The organism is Trueperella sp. HMSC08B05 (assembly GCF_001808405.1).
In the GTDB taxonomy this organism is placed as follows: Bacteria; Actinomycetota; Actinomycetes; order Actinomycetales; family Actinomycetaceae; genus Trueperella; species Trueperella bernardiae.
In genome coordinates this window covers 137,581-153,270 of the sequence record NZ_KV793231.1, presented here as the reverse complement: position 1 = coordinate 153,270, position 15,690 = coordinate 137,581, and the positions used below count along the sequence as shown (strand labels likewise).

Below are 15,690 nucleotides of genomic sequence, written 5' to 3'. Positions count from 1 at the left end.
GGTGAGATAAAGTTGAGTGAATAATGGAAGGGGAAGTGATGGCAGATTTCGAGGTAAACCCGCAGGGGATTGACCCCACGTCGACGTCGCGTTTTACGGCGATCAACGACGCCGTGGAGGCTGCACCCGTGGTGCGGGGGCTCGACCCGGAGGATTCTGCCACGATCAACGCGCTGCCGCCCACCTCCGCTCTGCTCATCGCGCAAACCGGCGCAAACGCCGGGGCCCGCTTCCTGCTCAATGCGGACTCGACCACGGTGGGGCGTCACCCGAAGTCGGACATCTTCCTTGATGACGTCACGGTGTCGCGTAAGCACGCCTTCTTCCTGCGTAACGGGCGCGATTTCTACGTGCGCGACATCGGCTCGCTCAACGGTACGTACGTCAACCTCCAGCAGGTGGAGGAGGCCAAGCTGAACGACGGCGACGAGGTGCGCATCGGCAAGTTCCAGCTGACCTTCTACGCGTCCCGGCAGGCAGAATGAACCCCCTGCCACGGCGCGCGGGGGAGGAGTCTCTTCCCAGCTCCTGGCCACACGATCTGTCGCACGAACCCACGCTGAAGATCGGTGAGGTCACCTCGCACCTGCGCCAGGAGTTCCCGTTTCTCGCGGCCTCGAAGATCCGCTACTTCGAGTCGCAGGGGCTGATTGACCCGTACCGCACGGAGTCCAATCAGCGCATTTTTTCGCTTGCCGACGTGGAGCGCCTGCGCTTCATCCTGGTCGAGCAGCGCGACCGCTACGTGCCGTTGCCGCAGATCAAGGAGATGCTCGCCCAACTCGACTCCGGGAGGGCCACCCAGGAGCACCCGGGCAAGCTGCGTGCGCTGAGTTCTGAGCCGGACGTGCGCCCCACACCGGGCATCCGCATCCGCAAGGAGGAGCTCGCAGCCCTGACCGGCACGGCGCTGTCCGAAATCGAACAGCTGGTGGATGCCGGCATGATCATTCCCGACGCCCGCGGCCGGCTCACGGCGCACGCCGTGGACATCGTGCGGTATTCGAAGATGCTGGGGGAGGCTGGGATGGACCTGCGCAGCCTTCGCCAGGTGAAGAATTCCGCCCACGCCCACGCCGCCAACGTGGCCAGCCATCTTGCAACCGAGCGGGCGCGCAACACGCCGCTGGCCAAGGAGCGGGTGGTTAACGAGTCGGCGGAACTGGCCACGATGCTGACGAATCTGTACCGGGCGCTGTTGACGGAGAACATCGACGTCCAGCTGAGGTAGGGGGAGCAAACCTTCAAGTTGAACTTGAGACACGGCACAAAGACACGCCGTGCGTGTTTCAACCAGCTTCGTTGAGATCGCCCCACTTCCGGTTTACGCTAGGAGTAACAATTCGAAGGAGGCTGACGTGAGTGACGCAACCGCACATGGCGCACACCCGCAGCTCGCACAGGGAATGCTCTTTGGGGGCCAGTTGCCGGATCTTGACACGGAGACCGGCTACCGCGGGCCGGCCGTGTGCCGCGCGCTGGGCATCACCTACCGTCAGCTCGACTACTGGGATCGCATTGGCCTGGTCTCGCCCTCGATCCGGTCGGCGAAGGGTTCTGGCTCCCAGCGCCTGTATGCCTTTCGTGACGTCCTGGTGCTCAAGGTGGTTAAGCGCCTGCTCGATACGGGCGTGTCCCTCCAGCAGATCCGCGTGGCGATTGCCCAGCTCACCGAGTACGGGGTGGAGAATCTTTCGGCTGTGACGCTCATGAGCGACGGTGCGTCCGTGTACCTGTGCACGTCGAACGACGAGGTCATCGACCTCATCCAGGGCGGCCAGGGCGTGTTCGGCATCGCCGTGGGCAAGGTGTGGCGCGAAGTCGAGGGCGAGCTGTCCGAGCTTCCCACCGAGCGCGCGCAGGACGAGCCGATTGACGAGCTCGCCGCACGTCGTGCCGCCAAGCGTAACGCGATCTAAGAAGCGAGAACCTCAACCAGGGGCGTCGGTGCGCCAGCCGGAGTTTCCGCGAAAGCCGTTCCGATCAAAGCTGGCCAGAGCTTCAGCGCGGGAGAGTGGCCCCGAGTAGGGTCGCGAACATCAGAAAAGCAGAACCGCACGCTTTATGAGCTTCTCTCCGCTATTTTGACATAATGTACATTATCGGATTGGCGCTAGGATTTGCGACAGATCTCGAACCGCCGCTTTCCGCGCTATCTCGCCCCTTCCGCCAGCCCGGAATGGGCGGCCGCACGTCGGCATTAGAATAGACGTAAACGAAGGAGAGACACATGGCAGAACGTTCACTGCGCGGCATGAAGATCGGCGCACACTCGCTCGAGTCCGACGCCGGAGTCGCCTTCGTGGCGCGCCGCGAGGAAAGCTACCGTTGCGAGGACGGGCATACTTTCACCGTCACCTTCGCCGAGGACGCCGAGGCGCCCGCCGTGTGGGAATGCAAGTGTGGCAAGCGCGCCGAGCTCATCGGCGGAGCTGACGGCGAGGATGACGAGAAGCCGGCCAAGCCGCAGCGCACCCACTGGGACATGCTCCTCGAGCGCCGCTCGGTTGAGGAACTGCAGGTGTTGCTCGACGAGCGCCTGGAGCTTCTTCGTCAGGGCAAGCTGTACAAGCGCCTGCACTAATCCGCTAGCGCTCGGTCTGCTTAGGCCCTGCGCCGAAGTGCCTTCAGCTGCGCGCCGCGTCGCTCCATGCCGAGCTTCGTGGCGCGCAGGAAAGCTTCCTGGATGATGTTGCCGCTCATCTTCGACGTGCCGGCCTTGCGCTCGACGAACGAGATCGGCACCTCCGCGATGCGCGCGCCGACGTCGGCCATCTTCAATGTCATGTCCACCTGGAAGAAGTACCCCCTGGACTCCACGGCCGCAAAGTCGAGCCGCTTGAGGGCGTCGGCGCGATAGACACGGAACCCGGCGGTGGCATCCTTTGCCGGCAGGTTGAGCCACATCTTGATGTAGAGATTTCCGGCCCGGGAGAGCACTTCCCGATGCTTGGGCCAGTTCACCACTTCCCCACCGTCGGTCCACCTCGAGCCGATCACCAGCTCGGGCTTGTCCGATTTGTCGGCTCGCGCAAGGAGGTCGGGTAGCTGTTCGGGCCTGTGTGAGCCGTCGGCGTCCATCTCGCACACGTGGCTGTACCCGTGCTCGATCGCCCACTCAAAACCGGCCAGGTAGGCCCTGCCGAGGCCCTCCTTGGCCGTGCGATGCATGACGTGGATCTGCGGGTCGGCCTTCGCCCGCTCGTCGGCGTAGGCGCCCGTGCCGTCCGGCGAGCTGTCGTCGATGACGAGGATGTCCGCCTCCGGAACCGCCGCGCGCGTGCGATCCAGGAGGCCCGGAAGCGACTCGCGCTCGTTGTAGGTGGGGATACAGATGACTACCTTCATGACCGTCCTTGCCTCGACATTCCTATCGCTAGGATAGCGCCCAACGCGCCGAGCACGAAGACGAGGATCGCGCGCTGCTCGGCCGTGCGAGTAGCGAACGTCGTCTGCTCGTGCAGCGCCACCTTGACCACCCGCGCGTCCCGCGTGAACAGGTCCGTCTCATAGACCACACCGCGCGGGTCCGCCACGCCCGTAATGCCCGACGTCGATACCTGGATCGCCGTGCGCCCGGTCTCCACCGCGCGGAAGGTGGTCATCGCGAACTGCTGGGCGGACAGCTCGCTCGTGCCGAAGGAGGCGTTGTTCGTAGGAATGACGAGCAAATGACTCCCCCGCACGGCCTCCGCCACGATCTGCGTGTAGGCCACCTCGAAGCAGATCGGCACCGCCACCTTCACGCCAAGCGAGGGCACATTCACGCGCGCCTCCCCCGTGCCCGCAAGCATGTCGGTGACGACCTGGTCCACGACGTCCGTAAAACTACGGATAAGCTCGCGGTGCGGGATGTATTCGCCGAACGGGACGGGGTGCTGCTTCGAGTAGCGGCCCACGATCCCGTCCGGGGAAATGACCAAAACGTCGTTGTAGCGCCCGCCCTCCACATACTCCTGCGTACCCATGACGAGCGGGATGCCGAGGTCGGCCACCATGTCAAAGACGAGGCTACCCGCCGCGTCGTCGGCACGGATGTCGCGGTCGGAAGAAGATTCGGGCCACAAGATCAGGTCGGGCGTCGTTTCGGCGGATTCGACCAGCTCGCGCGTGGCGCGCACGTGATTCTCGGTCACCACTAGCGCCCGGTTATCCGTGCCAGCGGGCGGCACGTTGCCCTGGACCACGGCCACGTTGAGGCTCCCCGACGAGCGCGCCCCCACCGGGAAGACCACCGGTGCGATGACGAGCGCGAGCACCACCACCGCCGAGGTCGCGGCCTGGAGGTAGCTCATTCGCAGCAACATCGCAGCAATCACACCGACGACGACGGCGACCGCCCCCACCAGCGCCGTGGAGCCATAGGGGGCGTAGTTAACCAGCGGCGAGTTCGTGAACGTGAAGGCGAGGGTTCCCCATGGCAGGCCGCCGTAGGGCCACATTCCCCGGATCTGTTCGACCGCGAGGAAAACGGCGGCCGCCGCCAGGGCGCGCAACCAGGGTCGTGCGAGCCTCTCCTCTTTCGCCAGCAGCGCCCACATTGCCCCCACGACGCCGAGGTACAGGCCCTCGACCGCGGCGAGCGCAACCTGCGCCGCAACAAGCCCAGTGGAGACGGCCGCCCACCGGACAAGCGGCAGGAAGAAGGCGATGCCCCACAACCAGCCAAGGCCAAACCCGACGGCCACTCCTCTGCCCCGGACGGCCAGCCACAGCAGCGAGATCGAGAAGAATCCCAGGATCCACAGCCCGGAGGAGGTGGCAAACCACAGTGCCACGCCGCCAAGAACTGCGAAAAGGATTCCGATCACGTTCAGATCTTACGACATAATAAAGTGCAGGCCGCTGTTCCTCGGACCGATCGGGGATCGTTTTCTATCGAACAGGGCCTGCACTGACACCTTCCTGCTCCTTACAGGGTAGGGCGGCTCGAGCCGGCCGGCAACTCGGTTTGCCGAATCGCCCGCTCACCCGCCATGAGCTCGCTCACTACGCTCGACGATGGCGGTGGCCCCGGCTCGAAGCTCCGCTAGAGCCACTGCCAGCGGCGTATGAGCCTGACCGCCTGGCCCGCCAGGTCGCGCAGATCCTCCGCGGGCGCGACCTGCTCGATCTGACCGAGCAAGTCAATGAGGCGCCGGTTGGCGGAGATGAAGTCCCCCACCACCAGGTTGCCCATGGCGAGCACAGACTCCAGGTCGGCCCTGCTGGCCCACGCGGCGAAGGCGTCGATGCCGCCCGAGAACGGCTCCGGGGTGCGGACGATGCCGAAGCTCTCCTCCACGCGGTGCAGGAACTCAACGTTACGCTCGATCGCTTGCCAGGATGCGCGCAGCGCCCCGCCTGTGGGTCGATCGGTCCCGAGCCGTCGGTCGCACAGGAAGGCCGAACACGCGCCTGCGAACTCCTCCGGCGTGAGCTCGGCGAAAGCGGCCTCGGCAAGGCTCTGGACAATGAGGAGGTCGGCCTCGTTGTGGATCCCGCGCAGCATGGCAGCGCCGGTCGCGAGCTTGACCATCCCGGTGCGGAGCCCCTCGGCCCCGGGCTGGAGGTAGCCGAGCCGGGCGAGCACGCCGGCGGTGGCGTCGAACTCCTTGGCCACCGAATCGTCGTAGGCCTCCGAGTCCGCCTCGAGCTGCTCGAGGTTGTCCAGCAGCGAGGTGAACTCGCTGCCCGTGCGAATGTGCTCGGTCAGGTCCGGGCAGTGGTGGACGGGGTGGGCGTCAAGCTCGTCGGAGGAAGTGACGGCGAAGCGGTCCCACGAGCCGGTGAGATCCCGGTCGGTGCCCAGCTCAATCCGCTCCCCAACGGCCTCCCACATCGCGTCCGCAATATCGGTCCTGACCTCGACCTTCCTCGGGGACAGTCCGAAGGGCATGGGAATCGTGCCCAGGTCGCGCAGCTCGGAGGACAGCTCCTCCTCACGCAGCCACGCCATGTCGCCGTTGAGGTCCACGAGCCGCAACTTCGGCCCCACCGACAGCACTACACCGTAGTCCAGCTCCCCGCCGCGCGCGAAGGCGTACAGCCGGCCGGTGGCGGCCACGTCCCACGAATCCGCGATGTGCTTGCGGTACTCGCGTTTGGCGCGCTTGCGCTCGGCCTTGCTAGCGCGCTTGGCCGTGCGCCGCAGGCGCAGGTAGTCGGGCAGGCTCCCGTCCCGGCATTCCCCCGCGAGCTCGGCCTCGACCTCCTCGAGCCGGGCGCGAACGCGCGCAATCCGGCCGCGCACCTCGCCCAGCTCAGCGTTGCGCTGGTATTGCGCGAACGAGGTGCCCATAATCGCCCGCGCGTCCTCGTACGGATGAAAAGCGAGGAGATTGACCACCGAGTTATAGGAGGGAAAGAACGCCGACTGGAGCGGCTCCACGCGCCCCGAGCCGAGGTCGGCGAGCTCCTGGATGTCGAGCTCGTCGGTGTGCATGACGACGGCGTGGCCCACCTTGTCCTTCCCGCGCCGGCCGGCTCGCCCGATGAGCTGGGTGTATTCGGTAGCGGTGAGGGGCACGAAGTCGGCACCGTTCCAACGCTGGAGTTCCTCGAGGACCACCGTGCGCACCGGCATGTCGATGCCGAGAGCGAGCGTGCCCGTGGCGTAGACGAGCTTGAGCAGGCCATCCTCCATGAGGTCCTCCGCCAGCTCCTTGAGGGCCGGGAACATGCCGGCGTGGTGAGCGCAAAAGCCCCGCGTCATCGCCTTGGCCCAAAACCCAAAGCGGACCGCGCGCTGGTCTTCCTCGCTGAGGTCCGCGCGCAGCTCGCGCAACCGCGCCCGCACCTCGCGTTGCTGCATAGCCGAATTGAGGGTGATCCCCGAATCGAGGAGCTCCCCCACCGCGCGGTCACAACCCTTGCGAGAGAAGATGAACTCGATCGCGGGCAGTAGGTCAGCGTCCTGGAGCTGGTTCAGCACCCGCTTACGGCGGGCGAAGCTGGTGGGGCGGCGTCGTCGGCCGGAAGAAAGCGAGGCGTCGGCCTGAACGAGGCGCTGGTTGATCTCACCACCCGCGAACAGAGGCTCGAGCCGGCGCGAAATCGCCACGTGCTGCACGAGCGGCACCGGGCGCTCCCGGGAGACCACCACCTCCGTGACCCCGCGCACCGAGCGTAGCCAGCTAGCGAACTCCTCCACGTTCGAAATCGTGGCGGAAAGGGAGACGAGGCGGGCGTGGGCGGGCAACTGGAGGATGATCTCCTCCCAGACCGGGCCGCGGAACTCGTCGCTGAGGTAATGCACCTCGTCCAGCACCACGTAGCCGATGTCGGCCACGATCTCATCGCGCTGGAAGAGCATGTTACGTAGCACCTCGGTGGTGACCACCAGGATCGGGGCGTCGCGGTTGATTGTCTGATCGCCGGTGAGCAGGCCGACGTAGTCTTCGCCGATCTCGCCCGCCAGGTCGCGGTACTTCTGGTTGGACAGGGCCTTGATCGGCGCGGTGTAGATGCAGCGCTTCGAGCGGGCCAGCGCGAGTTCCACCGCGTACTCGGCCACCACGGTCTTGCCCGCGCCCGTCGGAGCGCTGACCAGTACGTCCCGGGACTCGAGCGCCTCGATCGCATCCAACTGGAAGTCGTCAAGGACGATGCCACGCGTCCGGTAGCGGTCCACGAAGTTCTCTAAGATCATATGACCAGCCTCAACGCCTTGGGCAGGAGGCGGATCGTGGCGGGCGCCCGGCAGATCTCCTCGCCGTCGGCCATGAGCATGGGCAGCGTGCCGCCCGGGCCCTGCTCCACCCGGACTTCCGTGGTACGGTACAGGTGGACGCGCGGATCGGCCAGGTGCCGGTAGACCACGAGCCGACCGAGCAGCCCGGCGATCTCAGGCGCACGCAAACCACGGGTGACGACGACGTCGAGCAGGCCGTCGTCAGGCAGTGCACCCGGAGAGATGCAAAAGCCGCCCCCGAAGTAGCGCGTGTTCGCGATCGACAGCAGCGTCATCTGCCCCTCGGACGTGTGCCCGTCCATGGTCAGCCGCACGCCGAAGGGCCGGTAGCTACCGATCGCGCCGGGCAGGGCACGCAAATAGCGTGTGTTCCCTTTCGGCCAGGACATGTGGTTCGTGCGCACGTTGACGTCGGCGTCGATGCCCACCGAGACGATGGCGAGCGCCCGCTCGCTGCCGCCCTCCCAGGAAATCTCCATGACGTCGACGTCCCGGTGCCGGCCCGTTAGCAGGCAGGAGGCGATCTGGTGGACCGAGTCGTGGACCGAGTGGATGGGCAGACCGAACTCGCGGGCGATGTCATTGCCCGATCCGGCGGCCACGATCCCCAGCGGCACGCCCGAATCCCCCACCGCGTTCACGGCGTTGTGGATGAAGCCGTCCCCACCGACGATGATGAGCGCATCCACCTCGTCGATCGCCTCACGCATCGCGGCGAAACTCTCCTCGCGCGTGCCGGCCGGCAGCCACACCATCTCCACCGGGTACTTCTCCAGCACCTCACGCAAAACCGCCCGGTAGCCCTCCGAGCGGCCCTTGCCCGAGCTCGGATTCAGAGCAAGTGCCACCTTCATGCGTGCCCCTTGACCCGCTGGCGGGCGCGCTCCCGGGCCTCGGGCCCGATCGAGTCGAAGGAGGTTTCGTCCAGCTCGTCCCAGCGCTCGCGCGCGGCTGCCAGGTTACAACGCCGCAGTTCTGTCCGCTCCGCCCGGATCCGACGGCGCTGTTCGCGCGCCTCGCGCACACGCTCCGGGTCCGCATACAGGTCTCCGAGCGGCGGGCGCTCACGCTCGGGAGCCGTCATGGCGTCGGCCACCCGCGACAGTTCGCCGAACTGGGTGCCGAGCCGCTTGGCCGAACGCCACACATCCCGCAATGTATATCCCAGGTAGACCGCCAGGGCGGTCAGGCCAATCAGCAGGATCCAGAACCACATAAGCCATCCTCCAGGTAGCGCCGCGCCTGCGCGGCGATCTCGCGGGCAACCCGCTCCGGTTCGACGCCGATCACCGCGTCCCCCATCCGCACGAGCAGGGCGCGAAGCCAGGCGAGCGAGCGAACCGTCAGCACGATCTCCAGGCCGCCATCGACCTCGTGGAACGAATCCACGGGCAGGGTTTCGGTGACCCAGCGGCCCGCGGACGTGCACCGGATCGTCACCTGCTCGCCAGTAAACGCCGCCTCATCGTCGAAGGCCGCCACGAGCGCTTCACGCTCGGAGATCTTGAACGACTCCTCGAGCACGTCCACCGCCGCGATGCGGTCCAGGCGGTACGTGCGTAGCTCGCCGTTCTTGCCGGCTACGAGCCGTGGGCGCGAGCCGGTGGAGATCAAGGCGGGGACAACCCTCACGCTTTCCTCCACCACGCGCAGGTCCGGGCCCGCCTTGAGGTAGGCGAGCTGGACCATCTTCGTCTCCCGCATCGCCGCCGTCAGCACGTCGGTGACCTTCCGCGCGTTGACCGCCGGGGCTGGCCACAGCGCCGAGGCATACCCCCGCTCCCCCAGCGCCACTGCGATGCGCTCCCGCAGGCGCAGGAGGTTGAGCCGGGTATCGGCGTCGACGGCGGCCACCAGGTCGTCGATGAGGGCCACGATGACGAGCACCTCGGCCAGTGAGAGCGAGGGCGCCATGCCGGTCGTGTCGTCAATGAGGCGGACCTCGCCGTCGGCGCCTTCCTCGGAAAAGTCGATGTCGACCGGGTTCTCATAGTAGCCCCGGTCCTCGATCTCGAACACGAACAGCTCGTGCAGCTCACGCGACATCCGGTCGGTCGAGGTGTGGAAGTGCGTGGCCAGCTGCTGGAGAGTCTTGGGGCCGCGGCTGAGGTAGGTGAGGATCGCGAGCTTGCGCGAAAGCGACAGGTCAGTCATCACCACCTCCGAGCCGTGCCAGGTGGGCCACGCGGCCTTCGAAGTCAGCCGTGAGATCAGGCGGGCCGACCAGCCGCGCGTCGAGCCCGTAGAAGAAGAGCTCCTCATACAGCTGGGCGCGATCAACGCCCTCGAGCGTGAGCTCGTAACCGCCGTCTAGCTCGCGTACCTGAACCGCCTGGGACGCAAGCGGCAGCTCGCGCATGGTGTGGACGACGGCGTCGACAGGCGTAAACGTGGTGAGGAAAGCGTCGACGGCGTCATGGGTAATCGGCTCATCCAGCACCTCAACCTTGCCGGCGATCCTGTCGAGCTTAAACAGGCGCATCCCGCTGCCGCTACCCGACTCGCTGGAGACCTGGTAGCCGCGCAGGTAAAAGGCATCGAGGTGGATCTCGAGGCGCATTGGCTCCACCACGCGGCGGGTGGGTACCTGGCTCGAAGTGGGACGGTACTCGAAGGCGATGCGGCACTGGCGCTGAATCGCCGGCGCGATCGTCAACGCGCAGTCGCCATGCGGAAGGCGAGCAGCGAGCCAGAAGTCCTCCGTGTCCGTCTCTCCCCAGGACAGCAGCTTGGTCACGGCCGACTTCGCCGAGGCCAGCATCACTGAGGCATCCCGCGAACCGAGCAACGAGCGCAGCAGGCTCATCTCCACGTCCGTGCCGTCCACAAGGATGTTCTGATCCACCAAAATGTAGCGGTTATCGGCGTCGACGTCGATCCGGTACCCGGATGCGCGCAGGTCTTGCAAGTCGCGCTCCAGGTAGCGCTGGGCGTGGGCCGCATCGAGATCGCGGTAGGCGGGGCTGGAGAGGAGTTGGCGCGCCGTCGGCTGTCTCCGGCGAAGGGCGACCAGCAGCGAGAATCGCCGTTCGGTCGCAGTCCGCTCATTCTTCATACCCACTAGGTTACTCGACTAAAGTGGCAGGCATGAACTGGCAGCACGCAACGATTGTGGCAGAGCGCAAGAGGTGGGGTGAGGCCGCCGAGTTTGACGCACGGCTACCCGGCGGCAGGCTTGTGCGGGCCTTGGCCTACCTCCCGCAGGTCGGCGATCCGCAGGTGGGAGACGAGGTGCTCGTGGCCACCGCCGCCCACGACCGCGGGCTTGGCACCGGCGGCTTCGTCATGATTATCGCCGTCCCCGGCCGCCTACCCGTGGCACCCTCGGGGCCCGGCCACGTGGTCAAGGCGCGCTACACGCCGATGCAGTACATGGTGCTGGGCGTGGACGAGCAAGAATCGCCCTACCACGCGTTACTTCGCGAGGCCGACTCAATCGACGGCATGCCCGTCATCGCCGCAGACCTCCACTCCGCCCTTCCTGCCATCATTGCCGGCATCCACGCGGGCCGGCCCGACGCGCGAATTGCCTACGTCATGACCGACGGCGGCGCCCTGCCCGCCTGGTTCTCCCAGACCGCCCATGCCCTGCGCGAGGCCGGCCACATCCTTGGCACGATCTCGGCCGGCCAGGCCTACGGCGGCGAGCTCGAAGCCGTCAACATCCACACCGCCCTCCTCGCCGCCCGCCTCGTCTGGCAGGCCGACGTCGCCGTTGTGACCCAGGGCCCGGGCAACCTCGGCACCGACACCCGCTGGGGTTTCTCCGGCACCTCGATCGGCGAGGCGCTCAACGCCGCCCACGTGCTCGGCGGCCGCCCGGTCGCCGCCCTGCGCGCCTCCCAGGCCGACCCGCGCGAGCGTCACATCGGCATCTCCCACCACTCGCTGACCGTGCTCACCAACGTGGTGCACGTGCCCTGCGCCGTCGTCGTCCCCACGGTCACTCTTCCCGACGACGTCGCCGCCCGACTTGCGTCCCAGGTAGCGGCTCTCAAGCGCGATCACCTCGAGCTCGTGCCCTACCCCGCCGAGCACCTCGATGCCGCGCTTCGCACCCCGCCCGCTCCCCTGCGGACCATGGGCCGCACGTACGAAGAAGACCGACTGTCCTTCCTCGCAGCAGCAGCCGCGGGCGAATACGCTACACGACTACTCCCCGGCAGCGCAGCTACCGGGGAGTGAGAACGAGGCACCTGGCGCTAAATGCGCGAGGTCAAAATCGGGGTGACGAGGATACCGCGCGCCCCGACGTCGTGAAGATCGTCCATGACCGCGTTCATCTTCTTGCGCTCCACCATCGCGCGCACGGCCACCCAGTCCTCGTCGTGAAGCGGCGAGACCGTCGGCGACTGGTAGCCGGGCGTGAGCATGACGGCGCGCTCGAGGCGGTCGCGCTGAATGTCGTAGTCCATGAGGACGTAGTTGCGCGCCATGATGACGCCCTCGAGCCGCCCGTCGAGAATCTCCAAGTCGTGACCGACCTCCTGGTCGGCGTTTCGGATAAGGATCGCCTCCGAGCGCAACAGCGGATCGCCGAACACGCTCATACCGGCCGCGCGCAGGGTGGAGCCGGTCTCGACCACGTCCGCGATCGCGTCCGCAATACCGAGCCGTACCGAGCTCTCCACCGCGCCGTCCAAGTGGACCACGGAGGCCTCGATGCCGCGATCGGCCAGGTAACTGCTCACCAGCGAATCGTAGGACGTGGCGATTCGCTTGCCGGCCAGATCCGCGATCGTTATGTGCTCCCCGCCGGGAGCGGCGAAGCGGAACGTGGCGCGCGCGAAACCCAGCCCGCGGTGCTCGATCGCGTTCGCCTGCGAATCGACCAGCAGGTCGCGGCCCGTGATGCCGACGTCGACGGTGCCGGCTCCTACGTACACCGCCACGTCGCGTGGGCGGATGTAGAAGAACTCGACGTCGTTGTCCTCATCCACGAGCACGAGCTCTCGCGACTCGCGGCGCTGACGGTAGCCGGCCTCGGCAAGCATGCGCGAGGCCGGCTCGGACAGGGAACCCTTGTTGGGCACGGCAATGCGAAGCATGACTCTCCTAGAGGTAACGGTAGACGTCGGCCAAGGTCAGGCCACGGGCAATGAGCATGAGCTGGAGATGGTAGAGCAGCTGGGAGGCCTCCTCGGCCAGCTCTTCATCCGACTGGTACTCGGCCGCGATCCAGACCTCGCCGGCCTCCTCGATGATCTTCTTGCCGATGAAATGAATCCCGGCGTCCAGTTCCTTCACCGACCCCGAGCCCTCAGGGCGCTCGATGGCCTTCGTTGACAGTTCCTCAAAGAGCTCTTCAAACGTTTTCACGCCTCCATTGTAGCCGCGCCCAGGCCAGTCAGCTCAGTTCGTCCGTGCCTTAAGAACGTCGAGCGTGTAGGCCTCGGTAGCAGGCACGGGCTGCTCGAGCAGGCCGTTGTCCTCGAGGAATGCCGACATCGCCTCCCACGCCTGCTCGTCCTGCGCGCCGAATGACTCCCCGCCGGTGTAGAGCTTGAGGGTCGCCTCCAGCACCTTGCCGGCCAGCTCACGCTGGTCCGGCTCCGCCAGCGTTGGCACGTAGCCCGTGACGATGTCGAGCGTGCCCTCGATGTCGGCCGCCGCGTCCGCAGTGGCTCGCTCCATCGCGGCCAGCACCTTCGCCATCGTCTCCGGCTCTACGTTGATCGACCCGAGTCCCACCCCAACCAGCGGCAGGTCACCCTCCACCAGCGGCATCTCGACCACGTCGATGCCGGCGTGACGCATGGAGACGGCGTCGTTATTCGTAAAACCGATGATGGCATCCACCTGGCCCGAGCTCAGTGCCGCCGCCTGCGTGTAGCCGATATAGTCCACCTGCATGTCGTCTAGACCGTACGCCTTCTGCATGGCAAGTAGCCCGAAGTAGTTTTCCCCGTAGGGGCCGGGCAGGCCCACCGACTTGCCCGCGAGGTCCGCGGGCGATGTGATCCCCGAATCGGTCTTTGCGATGAGGACCACCGGGTAGCGCTGGTACATGGTCGCCCAGTTCACGACGTCGACCCCGGTGCTTCGCGCCTGCATCATCTCGTCGCCTCCGGCGAAAACCACGTCCTCCTCGCCCGACTGCAACGCGCCAAGCAGGGACTCCTGCGCGCCGTGGTGGCGGATGGTGACATCCAGGCCCTCGTCGGCGAAATAGCCCTTCTCGAGCGCCACGTAGACGGGGGCGAACTGGACGTCGGGGATGTAGGTCAGCCCGATCGTCAGCGCGGCCGGATCGGCCTGCTCCTGCGTGGCCTGGCTGTCCGCCGTGGCGGCTGTGGGGCCGTTGACCGGCTGGCCCGAGCACGCCGTCAGCGCCAGGAGTGCAAACAGCGCAAGTACCTTCTTCATTTTCTACCTTGTCTTCCTTCCACGGCCCAGTTGGCCCTGGACTCTGCGATGAGTAAAAGAACGTAGATCACGATCGCGCACGCGGCCAAGATGACAATCGCGGCGAACATCCCCGAGATATCGTTGAGCGCCTGCGCCCCGACAAGGACGATGCCCAGCCCGTCGCGCCCGCCGATGACCATCTCCCCAACAACCGCACCCGTGATCGACAGGGTGAAGCCGTTGCGCAGACCAGCCAGGATATTCGGCGCCGCCAGGGGAAGCTGGATCATCCCCACCAAGCGAAACGATCCGGCCCCATCGAGGCGCGCGGCCCCGATGATGTCCGGATCGATACTTCGCACCCCCACCGTGGTGTTAATGACGATGGGGAAGACGACCATGATCGTACACAGCACAACAATGGGAGCCGTTCCGTAACCCACCCAGATCACGAGCATGGGAGCGATGGCCACCGCAGGAATCGCCTGAGAGGCCGCCAAATAGGGTTGAACCGAGGCCGCCAACGTCCGCCAGTGGGCGATAGCAAAGCCAAGCGGGATGCCGATCAGCGCCGCGAAAAAGCACCCAAGCAGTGCCTCATACAGAGTCTGGACCGTGGCATCCACCAGGTAGCCCTGCTCGAGCCCACTGACGAGTCGCGCCCCGACCTTACGCGGGCTCGGCAGGATCCACTGCCCGACCACGCCCGTTTCGGTCACGGCGATCCAGACAAGCAACGCGACGACGCCGACCGTGATCGGCGCCGCCCATGTCATCCGCTTCATTCGTCCCTTCCCATGCACGCGCCGGGAAGGACGCACGCGCGTACGCGTGCAGGCGGCATGCGCCGCCTCATTGCTCCTCCCATCCGGACTATTACCGTCGGTTGGGGAATTCCACCCCATCAACCGGCCCAAACTGGCCGGGTCGCGGACTTTCACCGCCGGTTCAGATTTTCACTGACCCCGGAGCATGTGCATGTGCCCAGTATAGGCGCTTTAATGCGAATGTGTGTGACGCATCGCCAACTCGCGCAGGGCCTCGACCTCGGCGTAGGCGTCCTCCGACTTGTAGACTGCCGAACCTGCCACGAAGGTGTCCGCACCGGCCTCGGCCGCGATCTCGATCGTCTTGCGCGAGATACCGCCGTCCACCTGAATCCACACGTCTAGGCCCGACTTGTTGACCGCCTCGCGGGTGCGGGCCACCTTCGGCATCATCGACTCGATGAAAGACTGGCCACCAAATCCGGGTTCGACAGTCATGATGAGGATCATGTCGAACTCATCGAGGATGTCAAGGTAGGGCTCGATCGGCGTGGCGGGCTTAAGGCCTAGGCCCGCGCGCGCGCCCATCGCCCGCAACTCACGTGCCAGGCGCAGCGGGGCGGCCGCCGCCTCCGCGTGGAAGGTCACCGACTTCGCCCCGGCCTCCGCAAACGCGGGCGCCCAGCGGTCCGGATCTTCGATCATGAGGTGGGTGTCCACCGGAATCGGCGTCACCCCCACGATCGACTCCACGATTGGCACGCCCATCGTCAAGTTCGGCACGAAGTGGTTGTCCATGATGTCCACGTGCGCCCAGTCGGCGTTGCTGATCTTGGCCAGCTCGCCGCGCAGGTCAGAAAAATCGCAATTGAGGATGGAAGGGGAGATTCTCATAGGCCAATT

17 protein-coding genes and 1 riboswitch are annotated in these 15,690 nt (G+C 66.2%); of the genes, 5 read left to right on the top strand and 12 right to left on the bottom strand.

The window, feature by feature from the left end; genetic code table 11:
- The first annotated feature begins 38 nt into the window (after positions 1 to 38).
- The 4 genes from HMPREF3167_RS01895 to HMPREF3167_RS01880 all read left to right on the top strand — a co-directional run bounded on the left by HMPREF3167_RS01895 (position 39) and on the right by HMPREF3167_RS01880 (position 2,584).
- A complete protein-coding gene (locus HMPREF3167_RS01895; RefSeq protein WP_062612701.1) occupies positions 39 to 485 on the top strand; it encodes an FHA domain-containing protein in 447 nt (148 codons plus the stop codon).
- Positions 482 to 1,231, top strand: coding sequence for a transcriptional regulator FtsR (locus HMPREF3167_RS01890; protein WP_062612487.1), 750 nt, complete (start codon positions 482 to 484; stop codon positions 1,229 to 1,231). The genes HMPREF3167_RS01895 and HMPREF3167_RS01890 overlap by 4 nt, the downstream gene beginning before the upstream one ends.
- 175 nt (positions 1,232 to 1,406) lie before the next feature.
- Complete coding sequence (locus HMPREF3167_RS01885) at positions 1,407 to 1,919, top strand: MerR family transcriptional regulator (protein WP_070445164.1); 513 nt, start codon at positions 1,407 to 1,409, stop codon at positions 1,917 to 1,919.
- Positions 1,920 to 2,230: 311 nt separating this feature from the next.
- A complete protein-coding gene (locus tag HMPREF3167_RS01880) occupies positions 2,231 to 2,584 on the top strand; it encodes an RNA polymerase-binding protein RbpA (RefSeq protein WP_062612484.1) in 354 nt (117 codons plus the stop codon).
- A 20-nt stretch (positions 2,585 to 2,604) separates the two neighbouring features.
- On the opposite strand, the gene HMPREF3167_RS01875 is transcribed toward HMPREF3167_RS01880, so the two are convergent.
- The 7 genes from HMPREF3167_RS01875 to HMPREF3167_RS01845 form a co-directional block, all read right to left on the bottom strand.
- Complete coding sequence (locus HMPREF3167_RS01875) at positions 2,605 to 3,348, bottom strand: polyprenol monophosphomannose synthase (protein WP_070445161.1); 744 nt, start codon at positions 3,346 to 3,348, stop codon at positions 2,605 to 2,607.
- Positions 3,345 to 4,811: an apolipoprotein N-acyltransferase gene (gene lnt / locus HMPREF3167_RS01870; protein ID WP_068538301.1), complete on the bottom strand. Its 1,467-nt coding sequence runs from the start codon at positions 4,809 to 4,811 to the stop codon at positions 3,345 to 3,347. Before lnt ends, HMPREF3167_RS01875 begins: the two co-directional genes overlap by 4 nt.
- 218 nt (positions 4,812 to 5,029) lie before the next feature.
- A complete protein-coding gene (locus tag HMPREF3167_RS01865) occupies positions 5,030 to 7,630 on the bottom strand; it encodes a DEAD/DEAH box helicase (RefSeq protein ID WP_070445158.1) in 2,601 nt (866 codons plus the stop codon).
- Positions 7,627 to 8,526, bottom strand: coding sequence for a diacylglycerol/lipid kinase family protein (locus HMPREF3167_RS01860; RefSeq protein ID WP_070445155.1), 900 nt, complete (start codon positions 8,524 to 8,526; stop codon positions 7,627 to 7,629). Before HMPREF3167_RS01860 ends, HMPREF3167_RS01865 begins: the two co-directional genes overlap by 4 nt.
- Positions 8,523 to 8,888 (bottom strand): hypothetical protein, encoded by a 366-nt coding sequence (locus HMPREF3167_RS01855; protein WP_062612474.1) that lies wholly within the window; start codon positions 8,886 to 8,888, stop codon positions 8,523 to 8,525. The genes HMPREF3167_RS01860 and HMPREF3167_RS01855 overlap by 4 nt, the downstream gene beginning before the upstream one ends.
- On the bottom strand, positions 8,867 to 9,934 hold the full coding sequence (locus HMPREF3167_RS01850) for a helix-turn-helix transcriptional regulator (RefSeq protein ID WP_082661073.1): 1,068 nt from the start codon (positions 9,932 to 9,934) through the stop codon (positions 8,867 to 8,869). Before HMPREF3167_RS01850 ends, HMPREF3167_RS01855 begins: the two co-directional genes overlap by 22 nt.
- Positions 9,819 to 10,727, bottom strand: a complete 909-nt coding sequence (locus tag HMPREF3167_RS01845; RefSeq protein ID WP_068538304.1) for a helix-turn-helix transcriptional regulator — start codon at positions 10,725 to 10,727, stop codon at positions 9,819 to 9,821. The genes HMPREF3167_RS01850 and HMPREF3167_RS01845 overlap by 116 nt, the downstream gene beginning before the upstream one ends.
- Positions 10,728 to 10,759: 32 nt before the next feature.
- On the opposite strand from HMPREF3167_RS01845, the gene HMPREF3167_RS01840 reads away from it, so the two are divergent.
- Positions 10,760 to 11,857 (top strand): DUF3866 family protein, encoded by a 1,098-nt coding sequence (locus tag HMPREF3167_RS01840; RefSeq protein WP_062612469.1) that lies wholly within the window; start codon positions 10,760 to 10,762, stop codon positions 11,855 to 11,857.
- A gap of 17 nt (positions 11,858 to 11,874) precedes the next feature.
- On the opposite strand, the gene hisG is transcribed toward HMPREF3167_RS01840, so the two are convergent.
- The 5 genes from hisG to rpe all read right to left on the bottom strand — a co-directional run bounded on the left by hisG (position 11,875) and on the right by rpe (position 15,681).
- Positions 11,875 to 12,720, bottom strand: coding sequence for an ATP phosphoribosyltransferase (gene hisG / locus HMPREF3167_RS01835; RefSeq protein WP_068538305.1), 846 nt, complete (start codon positions 12,718 to 12,720; stop codon positions 11,875 to 11,877).
- A 7-nt stretch (positions 12,721 to 12,727) separates the two neighbouring features.
- The gene (locus HMPREF3167_RS01830; protein ID WP_062612465.1) at positions 12,728 to 12,991 is read right to left on the bottom strand and encodes a phosphoribosyl-ATP diphosphatase; all 264 of its coding nucleotides are present in this window, start codon (positions 12,989 to 12,991) and stop codon (positions 12,728 to 12,730) included.
- A gap of 33 nt (positions 12,992 to 13,024) precedes the next feature.
- On the bottom strand, positions 13,025 to 14,038 hold the full coding sequence (locus HMPREF3167_RS01825) for an ABC transporter substrate-binding protein (RefSeq protein WP_062612463.1): 1,014 nt from the start codon (positions 14,036 to 14,038) through the stop codon (positions 13,025 to 13,027).
- Complete coding sequence (locus tag HMPREF3167_RS01820; protein WP_062612461.1) at positions 14,035 to 14,805, bottom strand: ABC transporter permease; 771 nt, start codon at positions 14,803 to 14,805, stop codon at positions 14,035 to 14,037. The genes HMPREF3167_RS01825 and HMPREF3167_RS01820 overlap by 4 nt, the downstream gene beginning before the upstream one ends.
- 67 nt (positions 14,806 to 14,872) lie before the next feature.
- Positions 14,873 to 14,997, bottom strand: a riboswitch (FMN riboswitch).
- A gap of 21 nt (positions 14,998 to 15,018) precedes the next feature.
- Entirely contained in the window at positions 15,019 to 15,681 is a 663-nt protein-coding gene (rpe, locus tag HMPREF3167_RS01815; protein ID WP_062612460.1) for a ribulose-phosphate 3-epimerase, read from the bottom strand.
- Positions 15,682 to 15,690: the final 9 nt, after the last annotated feature.

Coding starts and splice junctions, on each gene's coding strand:
- HMPREF3167_RS01880 (WP_062612484.1), top strand. CDS start 2,231: ATGGCAGAACGTTCACTGCGCGGCATGAAGATCGGCGCACACTCGCTC.
- HMPREF3167_RS01890 (WP_062612487.1), top strand. CDS start 482: ATGAACCCCCTGCCACGGCGCGCGGGGGAGGAGTCTCTTCCCAGCTCC.
- HMPREF3167_RS01845 (WP_068538304.1), bottom strand. CDS start 10,727: ATGAAGAATGAGCGGACTGCGACCGAACGGCGATTCTCGCTGCTGGTC.
- hisG (WP_068538305.1), bottom strand. CDS start 12,720: ATGCTTCGCATTGCCGTGCCCAACAAGGGTTCCCTGTCCGAGCCGGCC.
- HMPREF3167_RS01820 (WP_062612461.1), bottom strand. CDS start 14,805: ATGAAGCGGATGACATGGGCGGCGCCGATCACGGTCGGCGTCGTCGCG.
- HMPREF3167_RS01850 (WP_082661073.1), bottom strand. CDS start 9,934: ATGAGGAGCTCTTCTTCTACGGGCTCGACGCGCGGCTGGTCGGCCCGC.
- HMPREF3167_RS01860 (WP_070445155.1), bottom strand. CDS start 8,526: ATGAAGGTGGCACTTGCTCTGAATCCGAGCTCGGGCAAGGGCCGCTCG.
- HMPREF3167_RS01825 (WP_062612463.1), bottom strand. CDS start 14,038: ATGAAGAAGGTACTTGCGCTGTTTGCACTCCTGGCGCTGACGGCGTGC.
- HMPREF3167_RS01840 (WP_062612469.1), top strand. CDS start 10,760: ATGAACTGGCAGCACGCAACGATTGTGGCAGAGCGCAAGAGGTGGGGT.
- HMPREF3167_RS01855 (WP_062612474.1), bottom strand. CDS start 8,888: ATGTGGTTCTGGATCCTGCTGATTGGCCTGACCGCCCTGGCGGTCTAC.
- HMPREF3167_RS01875 (WP_070445161.1), bottom strand. CDS start 3,348: ATGAAGGTAGTCATCTGTATCCCCACCTACAACGAGCGCGAGTCGCTT.
- HMPREF3167_RS01865 (WP_070445158.1), bottom strand. CDS start 7,630: ATGATCTTAGAGAACTTCGTGGACCGCTACCGGACGCGTGGCATCGTC.
- HMPREF3167_RS01895 (WP_062612701.1), top strand. CDS start 39: ATGGCAGATTTCGAGGTAAACCCGCAGGGGATTGACCCCACGTCGACG.
- rpe (WP_062612460.1), bottom strand. CDS start 15,681: ATGAGAATCTCCCCTTCCATCCTCAATTGCGATTTTTCTGACCTGCGC.
- HMPREF3167_RS01885 (WP_070445164.1), top strand. CDS start 1,407: ATGCTCTTTGGGGGCCAGTTGCCGGATCTTGACACGGAGACCGGCTAC.